Below are 12913 nucleotides of genomic sequence, written 5' to 3' on the forward strand. Positions count from 1 at the left end.
TTCGCCTCGATCCATCTGCTCGTGATGTACACACTCAAGTACCAGGCTAGCGGTCCGATTAGTGCGATTGGCACACAGTGCGGACCTGGTGGTGAGGAGCTCGGTCACAGGATCGATCAGGAAGGTTCCCCACCAGGCAAACCTGACCCGTTCGGGTGTCGTTGACGATCATCGGTACCCCGTACTATGCGCCGACTCCCCACCGGTGTGCCCGGTGTCTCTCCGGCCTGTCTGTCGCGCACGAGCAGTACAACGTTTCGGTGACAAGCCGTGTTCCCGCCTTGCGGGATGGCCGAGTCCGCACGTCGGGATCTGGTGACACCGCGTGTCCGCGATGACCTGTTCGGTGAGGCCCCGGTCAGGGGGAAGTGCGGACCGGGTCGTGCGCTGCGTCACCGCGCACCGCGTCGTCCTCGTTGTAGTGATCACCCGCCCGCCACAGCCGCGCGTAATGACCGTCGAGCCCGATCAACTCCGAGTGCGTGCCGTCCTCCACGATCCGGCCGCCGTCGATCACGACGATCCGGTCCGCCCGAGCCGCCGTGCCCAGCCGGTGCGCGACGACGAACGTGGTCCGCCGGGAAGCCGCCCGGTCACTTGCCGAGACCACCAGCGACTCCGTGGCCGGATCCAGCGCCGCCGTCGCCTCGTCCAGCAGCAGCAGATCCGGCCGGACCAGCTCCGCGCGAGCCAGCGCGACCAGCTGGCGCTGCCCCGCCGAGAGCTCCCGCCCGCGCTCACCCACCTGCTGGCGGAAACCGCGGTGCAACATCGTGATGCCCGGCAGCGCGCCCACGTCGCGCGCCGCCCGCTCCACGTCGGCGTCCGTCGCCGTCGGCCTGCCGTAGGAGATGTTCGACGCGACATCACCGGCGAACAGGTAGCCCTCCTGCGGCACCACCGCCAAGCGGTGGTGGTAGCCGGTGAGGTCGTAGTCCCGCACGTCCACCCCGTCGACCAGCACCGCGCCGTCGGTGGCGTCGTAGAACCGGGCCAGCAGCTTCACCAGCGTCGACTTGCCCGCACCCGTCGGCCCCACCAGCGCCACCGTGGTGCCCGGATCCACCTTCAGCGACACGTCGCGCAACGCGGGCCGCTCGGTGCCCGGATAGCGGAACGACACCGAACGCAGCTCGACCTCACCGGCGAACCGGTCCGGCACCGCGACCGGCTCCGCCGCCTGCGGCACCGACGTGGGGGTGCGCAGCAGGTCACCGATGCGGCGCAACCCGACCCGCGCCTGCTGGTAGGCGTCGAACACGCCCGACAACTGCTGCACCGGGGAGAAGAACATGCCCAGGTACAGCAAGAACGCCACCAGCACCCCGGCCGTCATCCCACCGGCCGCCACCCGCGTCGCGCCCACGCCCAGCACCACCGCCTGCGCCAGCTCCGAGAGCAGCGCCGTGAACGGGAAGTACGTGGCGATGTAGCGCTGCGCGCGCAGCCGCGAACGCCGGTACGCGTCGCTGCGCTGCGCGAACAACTTCGCCGAATGGCTTTCGCGGCGGTGCGCCTGCGCCACCCGCAGCCCGGACACGTTCTCCTGCAGGTCCGCGTTCACCGTGCTGACCCGTTCGCGCGCCTCCGCGTACGCGGTCGACGACACCCGGCGGAAGATGACCGTGGCCACGATCAGCGGCGGCAGCACCGACAACGCCACCAGCGCCAGCGACAAGTCCGTGACCAGCAGCGCGACCGCGATGCCCACGATGGTGAACAGGCTCACCACCGCCGTGGCCAGTCCCGTCTGCAAGAACGAGGACAACGCGTCCACATCGGTGGTCATCCGCGTCATGATCCGGCCCGCGAGCTCGCGCTCGTAGTAGTCCAGCCCGAGCCGCTGCAGATGCGCGTAGCTGCGCACCCGCAGCAAGTACAGCAACGTCTCGCCGGTGCGGGCCGTCACCACCGTCTGCACCTTGATCACCAGCCAGCTGACCAGCACGATCCCCCCGGCGATTGCGGTGACCAGCCACAACGTCCCGGCGTTGCCCACGTCGACACCGCCGTCCACGCCGTGGCGCACCAGCGACGGCAACGCGATCGACCCCAGCGCGTCCGCCGCCACCAGCAGCACCGTCAGCGCCAGGCCCCAGCGGATCGGCCGCAGCAACCGCGCCAGCCGGAACCCCGGATCGGGCGCCGTCGCGTCCACCTCCGGCAACCGGGGCGCGTCCCGGGCTGCGGGCAACCCGCTCAGGCCCGCCGCCAACTCCGGAGTCAGCGGCGTGGCGGTGCCCCCGCCGTCCCCGCGCGTGCCGCGCACCCCGCCCGGAGCCACCACCGCCTGCGGCTCCGGTTCCGGCACGTCCTCGGGCCACCACGCCGGCGTCGGCGCGGACTCGGCCGCGTCCGGCTCGCCCGCGCTCGCCGTGTCGATCGACTCACCCGGCCCCACCAGCAGCGAGCGGAACAATCCGCACCGCCGCTCCAACTCGTCCTGCGTGCCCACGTCGACGACCCGGCCCGCGTCGAGCACCGCGATCCGATCCGCCAACGCCAGCGTCGAACGGCGATGCGCGATCAACAACGTGGTGCGCTGCGCCGTCACCGACCGCAGCGTGTCGTGGATGGCGGCCTCCGTGGCCGGATCCACCGCCGACGTCGCATCGTCGAGAACCAGGATCCGCGGATCCGACAGCAACGCCCGCGCCAACGCCACCCGCTGCCGCTGCCCGCCCGACAACGTCAGCCCGCGCTCGCCGACCGCCGTCTCGTACCCGTCGGGCAACGCCGAGATGAACCCGTGCGCCTCCGCCGCCCGCGCCGCCGCGACCACCTCCGCCTCCGACGCGTCCGGCCGCCCGTAGGCGATGTTGCCGCGGATCGTGTCCGAGAACAGGAACGCCTCCTCGAACACCACCCCCACCGCCGAGCGCAGCGACTCCAGCCGCACATCGCGCACGTCGTGATCCGGCTCGGCGTCGGCGGGCCCGATCCGCACCGAACCCTGCTGCACGTCGTAGAAGCGCGGCAGCAGCAACGACACCGTCGACTTGCCCGACCCCGCCGGGCCCACCAGCGCCACCGTCTCGCCCGGCTCCACCAGTAACGACACGTCCCGCAGCACCTGCTGATCGCGCGTGTAGCCGAACCCGGCGCCGTCCAGCCGCACCCGCAGCGGAGCCTCCGGCAGATCCACCGCCCCCGGCCGGTCGCGCACATCCGGACGCGAATCGATCAGATCCGTGATCCGCTCCATGCCCGCGCGGGTCAACTGGCCCTGCACCAGCACGCTCGCCATCATCCGAGCCGGACCGCCCAGCATCGCCACGTACGCGGCGAACGCCACGAACGTGCCCAAGCCGACCTGGCCCTGCATCGCCATCCAGCCGCCGAGCCCCAGCACCCCGACCTGCCCCGCCGCGGGCAGCACCGACAAGCTCGCCTGCGGGAACGACGTCATCCGAGCCGTGCGCAGCCGCTCCGAGAACAACCGGCGAGCACCCGACTCCAGCCGGGAGACCTCACGGGCCTCCTGCCCGAAGCCCTTCACCACGCGGACCCCGGCCACCGTCTCCTCGACCTGCTGCGCGATGTCCGCCGCCCGCTGCTGAGCCGACCACGTCGCCGGGAACAACCGCTTCTTGCTGCGCGCCGACACCATCGCGATCAGCGGCACCACCACCAGGATGACCAGCGTCAACATCGGTGACAGCCACAGCATCGCGGCCAGCGCGAACACCATCAGCACCACCGTGCCCGCCGCCAGCGGCACCATCGACAGCAACGCGTTCACCAGCTGCAGGTCGCTGATCGCACGCGACGCCACCTGGCCCGTGCGCAGCGCGTCCTGCTTGCCGCCGTCGAGCCGCTGCACCGAACCGAACACCGCGCGCCGCAGGTCGTGCTGCACGTCCAGCGCCAACCGGCCAGCCGAGTAGCGGCGCACGAACGCCGCGCCGAACCGGAACACCCCCAGCCCCGCCAACGCCGCGGCCAGCCACCACAGGCGGCTCGTGTCGCCTCCCAGCGCGTCGTCCACCGCCGTCTTCGTGATCAGCGGGACCAGCGCCTCCAACCCCACCGCCGCCACCGACGCGCCCATCGCCAGCAGCACGGCGATCGGATGCCGCCAGCAGGCGGCGGCCAAACGGCGGATCCAACCGGGCCGGGAACATTCGCTGTCGGAGTCGCTCACCGATCCAGATTAGGTCCCACCCCCGACGCTCCGAGCCCATCAGCGACGTGGACCACCCCGCCAGGACGAGCGAGGAAGGGAACCTTCCTGCCACGGGTGCGAGGAAGGGAACCTTCCTGCCATCGATCGCGATCGGCGCGGTTCCACGGCCCCGAACGCGAAGAAGGGAACCTTCCTGCCACCCGTGGCAGGAAGGTTCCCTTCCTCTGCGAGCGCCCGAGGCGCCTCAGGTGATGTCGCGGCGCTTGCTGAAGTACCAGCCGCCGAGGATGAACACCGCCGCGTACCCGGCGAAGGTCAGCAGACTCAGCCACCACGGGTGCCCGTAGGACCCGCCGAACACGAAGTGCAGCAGCTCGAACAACTCCTGCGGCACGTACTGCTCGTTGGCGCCTGCGGTCGCGCTGATGAAGATCGGCACGGCGAGGTTGCCGACGATCCCGCTGCCCGCCGCACCCGGCAGGTACGAGCTGACGGTCGAGACGTCGGACCCGATCAGGAACAGGTCCACGACGAACTCGAACACGAACTTGTAGACCAGCAACACGATGATCACGATGACCGGATTGGCCACGACGGCGCCGAAACCGACGCCGAGCAGCGTCCACAGCACCATCGCCAGCAAGCCGGCCGCGCACACGATGAGCCAGTCGGCGCCTTCGCCGAACCCGTCGAGCCCGGCGCCCGCCAAGGCTCCGAGGCTCGCGAACAGCACGTTGGCCAGCCCGTAGAGCAGCCCGAGGTTCGTGTAAGCGATCAGCTTCGCGCCGAGGACCGCACCGCGCGGATTGCCGGTGAGGTACGTCGTGGTGATGCTCTTGTTCCGATACTCGCCCGCGAACGCCAGCGCACCCGTCAGACCCGCGAAGATCGTGCTGAAGTTCGTCGACATCGACATGGTCAGCAGGCCCAGCGGCAACGGCCGCCCGAGTTCCTGCTCGATCGACGAGATGGCGCCGAAACCGCTGCCCAGCCAGCTCGCGCCGAAGCTGAGCACGACCACCGGGATGAGCAGCGCCCACCACAGGTTGGTGGTGAAGATCTTCCGGAACTCGGATTTGACCAGGCCGTCCATCAGGCTCCACCTCCGAATCCGCCGTGCTGCTCGTACGGGTTGGCCCCGCCGCCCGGAGGCCCCCAGCCGCCGGGACCGGGCGGCTGCGGTCCACCCGAGGGCGGGAACTGGCCGCCGACGTACTGGCCGCTGGTGAGCTGGAAGAACAGCCGTTCCAAGTCGACCTGCTCCTCCTGCATGCCGTAGACCGCGACCCCGGCCTGCAAGGCCAGCTCGGCGACCGACCGCGAGTCGGAACCGGTCACGGCGATCCGGCCGTCCGGCACGAGCTCCACCGCGAGCCCCGCGGCCTGCAACGCGTTCACCAGGGCGGTGGGGTCACCGGCCTGCACGAGCACCCGGGAGCGCTGCTGCGCGCGCAGCTGGTCGAGGTCGCCGTTGTAGACGCACTGCCCGCGGCTGACGATCACCACGTGGTCGACGGTGTGCTCCATCTCGCGCAGCAGGTGGCTGGAGACCAGCACGGTGCGCCCGGATGCCGCGAAGGACTTGAGGAAGCCCCGCAGCCACGCGATGCCTTCGGGGTCGAGCCCGTTGGCCGGTTCGTCCAGGATCAGCACCTGCGGATCGCCGAGCAACGCCGTCGCCAGCGCCAGGCGCTGCCGCATGCCCAGCGAGAACCCACCGGCTCCACGGTCGGCGGCGTTGGTCAGTCCGACGAGGTCCAACGCGTGGTCGACCTGCTGGTCGGGCACGTTCATCGCCGCCGAGTAGCAGCGCAGGTGGTTGCGGGCGGTGCGGGACGGGTGGAAGCTCTGCGCCTCCAGCACCGCGCCCACCACCGTGGCGGGATTGCGCAGGCGGTGGAAGGGGACGCCGTTGACGGTGGCCGCTCCCGACGTCGGGTTCACCAGCCCCAGCACCATGCGCAACGTGGTCGTCTTGCCGGATCCGTTCGGGCCGAGGAACCCGGTGACCACACCGGGATGCACGGCGAAGCTGAGATCGCGGACCGCGCTGACCGGCCCGAAGTTCTTGCTCAGGTTCTGCACCAGGATCCGGCCACTGCCGTCGTGCACACGCTCCTCCATCGTCGCTCGGCCCCGCCGGGGTGCCGCGAGGGCGACCGCGGACGATCACGCTCCGGCGCGGGGCGGTCCCATCCTGCCTGACCGGCTCGCGTCGTTCGGGAGGAGTGCGGAAATCAGAAGAGGCCGTGCTGCGGCCAGGCGATCGGCCGTTCCGGCACCGGTGTCGGGGAAAGCGCGTGATCGGGTTCCGGCGGCTCGTCGAAGCGGTGGTGGTGGCGGGCAGCTGCGGCGGGCTCGGCGTTGCCCGGATGCGGAGCTCGTGGCCAAGCTGCCGGTTCGTCGTCGCGATCGGCCGGTGGGGGAGCGCCGCGGTCGCCGATGAGCCTGCGGTGCACCAGCAGCCACGACTCGCAGGGCCAGCTCCGGCTGAGCACCGCGCCGGAGCAGGCCGGGCACTTGCCGTCGGAGTCCGGATGGTGCGCGTTGAGCAGCGCGCGCAGCCCGTCGGTGAGGCGGTGCAGTTCGGACCTGGCCACGGGTAACAGCGCTTCGGTGCCGCCGTCGGCCGCCACTCGTTCCAGGCGGGCCAGCCGGTCCAGTACCGCTTCCCGCATCCTCGCGTCGTTCAACGGGTCTCCCAACGTCGTTCGGGGACCGCGCTAGGACCGGTGCGGAAGGGCGGCGGGTCGAGGCCCGCGACGGGGACCGCCACCGATCTTCGCGGCTTCGCGCATACCCATCGGCAGCTCGCCGGACGAGCTGCACCGAACTCACCTGGTCGAGTGGTCATCGAGTCCGGAGTAGCGGCAGGAACCGGTCACGCTGCGCACGTCGGAAATCAGACGTTCGTGTCCTACACTGGGTATCGGCAGCCTGCTCCCGGTGACCCCCAGGCCGGTTGAGCAGGCTGCCCTTCACGTCGCTCGGGGCGCCGTTCCCCTCGACGAGTGAAGTTCCGCGGGTGCGACCGCCACGCCCGCGTGTGTGGCGCAGCGATCGCGCGATCGGGTCGTTCCTACACCAGCACCGTGCCGGGACTCGTGCTCGGCAGGCCGTGCGCCCGCGCCACCGCATCGCTCACCAGCAGGCCGCCGTGCGTGTTCAACCCCGCCGCGAGCGCCGGATCCGACCGGCACGCCTTCCGCCAGCCGTGATCGGCGATGCGCAGCACGTACGGCAAGGTCACGTTCGTCAACGCGTGCGTCGAGGTGTTCGGCACCGCCCCGGGCATGTTCGCCACGCAGTAGAACACCGACTCGTGCACCCGGTACGTCGGATCGTCGTGCGTCGTGGGGCGCGAATCGGCGAAGCAGCCGCCCTGATCGATCGCGATGTCCACCAGCACGCTGCCCGGCTTCAGCTGCGCCACCAACTCGTTCGACACCAGCTTCGGCGCTTTCGCGCCGGGGATCAGGACCGCGCCGATCACCAGGTCCGCCGAGCGCACCGCCGTCTCCACGGCGTACCGGTTCGAGGCCACCGTGCGGATGGTGCCGCGGTAATCGCGGTCGATCTCCCGCAGCTTGTCCACGTTGGTGTCCAGCAGTTCCACGTCGGCGCCCATGCCCAGCGCCACGCTCGCCGCGTTCAGCCCCGCCACACCACCGCCGATGACCACCACGCGCGCCGGCGGCACTCCCGGAACACCACCGGGAAGCACCCCGCGACCCCCGTGCGGGCGCAGCAGCGCGTACGCGCCCACCTGCGGAGCCAGCCGCCCGGCGACCTCGCTCATCGGTGCCAGCAGCGGCAGCCCGCCGATCGAGGTTTGCACCGTCTCGTAGGCGAGCCCCGTGACCTCGGCGCGCAGCAGCTCGTTCGTCAGATCCGCCGACGCCGCCAAGTGCAGGTAGGTGAACAGGACCTGGCCCGCCCGCAAGCGGGGGAACTCCTCCGGGATCGGTTCCTTCACCTTCAGCACGAGTTCGCCCGCCGCCCATGCCTCGTCGGCCGTGGGGACGATCGTCGCGCCCGCCGCGACGTACTCCTCGTCGGGGATCGACGAGCCGGCCCCGGCGCTCACCTCCACGAACACCTCGTGCCCGTGCGCCCGCAGTTCGTGCACCCCTGCCGGGGTGCAGGCCACCCGGTACTCGTGGTTCTTGATCTCCCGCGGCACTGCGACCTTCACCCGGTCCACCTCCCCGTCGCCTGGAGCTCCTCCCGCATCATCCGCCCACGACCCGCTCCCCGCGCCCCTGCACGCCTGCCGCGGGTGCGAGGAAGGGAACCTTTCTGCCACCGGTGACAGGAAGGTTCCCTTCCTCGCACCCGATCCGGAGTCAGGCCGGGGGCCAGGTGAAGGTGGCGAGGCCGCCTGCGGGGAGCGTGTGGTCGAACTCCTGGCCCTGCCAGGACACGGTGATCGGGCGTTCGGCGCCGCCGGGGTTGAGCGCGATCAGCGCGGTGGAACCGTCCGGGTTGCGGAACGCGACGTTCTGCACCCCGTCGAGCTCGTTCGAGCCGATCCGGACCGCTCCGGGGCGCACGAACTTGCTGGCGTGCCCGAGCGCGTAGTACTCGGCGTTGTAGTCCACCTCGCCGGTGGCGTTGTTGACGGTGGTCACTCCGGTGCAGTCGGAGCACGCGCCGTCCATGACCGGGCCGTGCGCCGGGTCCAGCGCCAGGTTCCACAGCACGACGCTGCGGGCCCAGTTGCGGGTGCCGCCGATGATCAGGTTGCTCGCCTGCCAGGTCAGCGTGTCGCCGAAGGTCGCCGCCGGATCCTCGGACTCGGTGCCGGAGCATTCGGTGAGGTGGATCTCGGCGTCCGGATGCGCGTCGTGCACCGCGCTCTGCGCGTCCGGCGTGCCGCCGTAGCAGTGGAAAGCGGCTCCGTCCACGTATCGCGCGGCGTTGGCATCGCCGAGCACGTGGTTCGGGTAATCGGTGTCGTCCCAGTTGTGGTCGTAGGCGAGGATCTTCGTGTCCAGGCCAGCGGCGTCGAGCTTCGGCCCGAGGTCGTTGCCGATGAACGCGGCCTGGGCGTCCGGAGACATCGGGCTGCCCGGGTACGAAGGCGGATCGTTCAACGGTTCGTTCTGCGGAGTCAGCGAATCGATCGGGACCCCGGCCTGCTCGTAAGCCTGCACGAAGCGGACCAGGTAGTCGGCGAAGACCTGGTAGTTGTGCGCCGGAAGTTCCCCGCCGACCATGGAGCCGTTGGACTTCATCCACGCGGGCGCGCTCCACGGCGTCGCCACCACGTTCAGCTCCGGAGCCAGTTCCCCGGCCCGTCGGAGCAGCGGGAGGATGTCGGCCTCGTCGTGAGCGATCGAGAACTTCGCCAGCTCGTAGTCGCTCTCACCGGCGGGCACGTCGTCGTAGCTGTAGGTCGAGCGCGCGAAGTCCGAGGCGCCGACGACCTGCCGCAACGCGGTCAGGCCGATTCCGGATTCCGCGTCGAACAGCCGGGACATGATCTCGTCGCGCCGCGGGGAGTTGTTCACCAGCCAAGCCGACGAGTCGGTCAGCGCCGCCCCGAACCCGTCGACGGCCTGGTACGTCGTCCCGGGATCGACCGTGATCGTCTCGTTCCCGCCACCCGAGCCGAACTCCGCGTCGGGCTGGCGCGCGAGCTTGCTCTGGCCGTCCTTCGTGGTCAGCCAGATTCCCACCGCCGGGGCCGCGTGCGCCGGCGGAGCGAGCACCAGACCGGTGCTGAGCGTGATCGCGGAGAGCACCATGGCGGCGGCCCGCCCGCGGCGAGGCGCCTCGACCCCGCCTCGTGTCCTGTGATCCGACATCCGCCCAGGGTGGTCCAACCAATCTCCTCCGGGTAGCTCCATTCGGTCGCAACCCCGCGCTCCGCGAGGCGAGGAAGGGAACCTTCCTGTCACCGGTGACAGGAAGGTTCCCTTCCTCGCTCGATCCGTGTGATCCGGAGCGAGGGGGCATTGACACCGACGGGTGCCCGTTTATCGTTGCTGGGCACGTCCACAACCGCATATGCCGCAGATCCCGGGCGGGAGAGACCTCGCACCGACGGGGCGCCGAAGGAGCAAACACTCCCTGCAAACTCTCAGGCACCCATGACCGCTCGGGCGAGGCGACTCTGGAAAGCGCGCGCTCCGGCGCCGCACCCACGGTGCAAATCGCGCACGACGCGGTGAAGCTCTCAGGTTCCGCAACAGAGGGGGAGGCCCACGAACCGGGCACACCTGTGCCCACGATGGTGAGGAGCCTCCATGTCCCTGCCCGAGCAGCTGCGCTACACCGAGGAACACGAGTGGATCGAGGACCGCGGTGACCTGGTCCGCATCGGCATCACGCCCTTCGCGGCCGAAGCGCTCGGCGACATCGTGTACGTGCAGCTCCCCGAGGTGGGCGAGCGGATCGAATCGGGCCAGACCTGCGGCGAGCTGGAATCGACGAAATCGGTCAGCGACCTGTACGCGCCCGTGACCGGCGAAGTCGTGGCGGTCAACGACGCGGCGGCCGACGACCCCGCGGTGGTCAACGGGGACCCGTTCGGCGAGGGCTGGCTGCTCGAAGTGCGTGCCGAGCAGACCGGTGCTGTGCTCACAGCGCAGCAATACGCCCAGTTGACCGGTGGTGAGTAAGCCGGGCTGAGGGGGACGGATCTGTGACGATCAGCGTCTTCGACCTCTTCTCAGTGGGCATCGGGCCGTCGAGTTCGCACACCGTCGGCCCGATGCGGGCGGCCGGGATGTTCACGGCACGTCTGCGCACCGAGGGTCTGCTCGGTGAGGTCACCAGGGTGAAAGCCGAGCTGTTCGGTTCGCTCGGAGCGACCGGGCATGGTCATGGCAGCCCGAAAGCGGTGCTGCTCGGGCTCGAAGGGCACGATCCGGAGACGGTGGAGCCCGCCGCGGTCGAACACCGGGTGGATGCGGTCCGCACCGGTGGCCGGCTGTCGCTGGCGGGCGAGCACGACATCGCCTTCTCCGTCGATCGCGACCTCGTGATGCACCGGCGGAAATCGCTGCCGCTGCATCCCAACGGCATGCGGTTCACCGCGTTCGGTGCCTCGGGTGAGCTGCGCGCCGCGGTGTTCTACTCCGTCGGCGGCGGTTTCGTGGTCGACGACGGCGCCACCGGGGCCGACCGGATCAAACCGGACGAGACCGCGGTCCGGCACCCGTTCCGCACCGGGGAGGAACTGCTCGCCAGGGTGGCCGCTTCGGGATCGCGGATCAGCGACGTCATGTTCGAGAACGAGCTGTCGTGGCGTTCCGCGGCGGACGTCCGCGCTCAGCTGCTGCACATCTGGGGCGTGATGCGCGAATGCGTCGACAACGGGTGCGGCAATGACGGCGTGCTGCCGGGCGGGTTGAAGGTGAACCGGCGCGCCGCGGCGCTGCAGGCGAGCCTCACCGAGCAGGACGACCCGATGGAGTGGCTCACCCTGTTCGCCCTCGCGGTCAACGAGGAGAACGCGGCAGGCGGTCGTGTCGTCACCGCGCCCACGAACGGGGCCGCGGGCATCGTTCCCGCGGTGCTGCACTACTACGTGCGCTTCGTTCCCGGTGCCGGCGAGGACGGCGTGATCCGGTTCCTGCTGGCGGCAGGGGCGATCGGCGTGCTGTTCAAGGAGAACGCCTCGATCTCCGGTGCCGAGGTCGGGTGTCAGGGCGAGGTCGGCTCGGCGTGCTCGATGGCGGCGGCCGGGCTCGCCGAGGCGCTCGGTGCGACGCCGTGGCAGGTGGAGAACGCCGCTGAGATCGCGATGGAGCACAACCTCGGGCTCACCTGCGATCCGATCGGTGGCCTGGTGCAGATTCCGTGCATCGAGCGCAACGCCGTCGCCTCGGTCAAGGCGGTCACCGCCGCGCGGATGGCGCTGCGCGGGAACGGCAGCCACGTCGTCTCGCTCGACAAGGTCATCAAGACCATGCGCGACACCGGCCGCGACATGAAGGCCAAGTACAAGGAGACCGCTCGCGGCGGCCTCGCCGTCAACGTCATCGAGTGCTGATCCCGCCGCCCTGCCCGAAGCGCCGATCGACTCCGCGCGGGCAGGGCGAGGAAGGGAACCTTCCTGTCAGGGTCTGCTTCATCCCGCGCTCGCCGTGGTGGCCGGTGTGGTGAGGTGCCGACTCGGTCGTCGTTCGTGCCCGGGTCGGAGGAGCACGTGTCGGCGCTGGATGACAGGAAGGTTCCCTTCCTCGCATTAGATTGTGTGCAACTTAGTTGCGGGCAACCTAAATCAGGGTTAGTGTCGATCTCGTGCAGGAGGCGGGATGAGTTCGGACTCGGTGCTGTCGCTGGATCGGCAGGTGTGCTTCGCGCTCTACAGCGCATCGCGCTCGTTCACCAACCTGTATCGGCCGTTCCTCGACGAGCTGGGGCTGACCTACCCGCAGTACCTCGTGATGCTGGTGCTCTGGGAACGGGATTCACTGGCGGTCAAGGACCTCGGGGCGACGCTCCGGCTCGATTCCGGGACCCTGTCGCCGTTGGTGAAGCGGCTCGAAGCCGGTGGCCTGGTCGCGCGGCGGCGCAGCGCTCGGGATGAGCGGTCCGTCGAGGTCGGGCTGACCGACGACGGCCGCGAACTACAGCAGCGGGCGGCGGCCGTTCCGCGTCGAGTCCTCGCCGCCAGCGGCATGGGACTCGACGAAGTGCGCGAACTGCGCTCGACGCTCGAACGGCTCACGGCGAACGTGGACGAGGCCGCGGAGCGGGCGCGGTCCGCGGTGGCGGCGGGCATTCCCATCACCGACGAGCTCCTGCGCGGGACCACGACAGAAGGAGACTGAG

Annotated in this window: 9 protein-coding genes and 1 riboswitch; of the genes, 3 read left to right on the top strand and 6 right to left on the bottom strand. The window is 70.3% G+C overall.

Going from position 1 to position 12913, the window contains the following annotated elements; all coding sequences use genetic code 11:
• Positions 1-358 precede the first annotated feature (358 nt).
• The 6 genes from OOZ19_RS18325 to OOZ19_RS18350 all read right to left on the bottom strand — a co-directional run bounded on the left by OOZ19_RS18325 (position 359) and on the right by OOZ19_RS18350 (position 9936).
• Positions 359-4144 carry an ABC transporter ATP-binding protein gene (locus tag OOZ19_RS18325; RefSeq protein ID WP_266091338.1) on the bottom strand — a complete coding sequence of 1262 codons (3786 nt, stop codon included), beginning with the start codon at positions 4142-4144 and terminating at the stop codon, positions 359-361.
• 226 nt (positions 4145-4370) lie between these two features.
• On the bottom strand, positions 4371-5219 hold the full coding sequence (locus OOZ19_RS18330) for an ABC transporter permease (RefSeq protein WP_266091339.1): 849 nt from the start codon (positions 5217-5219) through the stop codon (positions 4371-4373).
• Positions 5219-6238, bottom strand: a complete 1020-nt coding sequence (locus OOZ19_RS18335; protein ID WP_266091340.1) for an ABC transporter ATP-binding protein — start codon at positions 6236-6238, stop codon at positions 5219-5221. Before OOZ19_RS18335 ends, OOZ19_RS18330 begins: the two co-directional genes overlap by 1 nt.
• Positions 6239-6363: 125 nt before the next feature.
• Entirely contained in the window at positions 6364-6819 is a 456-nt protein-coding gene (locus tag OOZ19_RS18340) for a hypothetical protein (protein WP_266091341.1), read from the bottom strand.
• A 386-nt stretch (positions 6820-7205) separates the two neighbouring features.
• Positions 7206-8321, bottom strand: a complete 1116-nt coding sequence (gene ald, locus OOZ19_RS18345; RefSeq protein WP_266091342.1) for an alanine dehydrogenase — start codon at positions 8319-8321, stop codon at positions 7206-7208.
• Positions 8322-8472: 151 nt separating this feature from the next.
• Positions 8473-9936: a glycoside hydrolase family 30 protein gene (locus OOZ19_RS18350; protein ID WP_266091343.1), complete on the bottom strand. Its 1464-nt coding sequence runs from the start codon at positions 9934-9936 to the stop codon at positions 8473-8475.
• A 209-nt stretch (positions 9937-10145) separates the two neighbouring features.
• Positions 10146-10238, top strand: a riboswitch (glycine riboswitch).
• 139 nt (positions 10239-10377) lie between these two features.
• Here OOZ19_RS18350 and gcvH point away from each other — a divergent pair.
• From gcvH to OOZ19_RS18365, 3 genes are all read left to right on the top strand, one after another.
• A complete protein-coding gene (gcvH, locus tag OOZ19_RS18355; RefSeq protein ID WP_266091344.1) occupies positions 10378-10752 on the top strand; it encodes a glycine cleavage system protein GcvH in 375 nt (124 codons plus the stop codon).
• A gap of 23 nt (positions 10753-10775) precedes the next feature.
• Positions 10776-12128 (top strand): L-serine ammonia-lyase, encoded by a 1353-nt coding sequence (locus tag OOZ19_RS18360; protein ID WP_266091345.1) that lies wholly within the window; start codon positions 10776-10778, stop codon positions 12126-12128.
• A 265-nt stretch (positions 12129-12393) separates the two neighbouring features.
• Complete coding sequence (locus OOZ19_RS18365; RefSeq protein ID WP_266091346.1) at positions 12394-12912, top strand: MarR family winged helix-turn-helix transcriptional regulator; 519 nt, start codon at positions 12394-12396, stop codon at positions 12910-12912.
• The last annotated feature ends 1 nt before the right edge of the window (position 12913 follow it).

It is taken from the genome of Saccharopolyspora sp. NFXS83, from assembly GCF_026241095.1.
Lineage (GTDB): Bacteria > Actinomycetota > Actinomycetes > Mycobacteriales > Pseudonocardiaceae > Saccharopolyspora_C.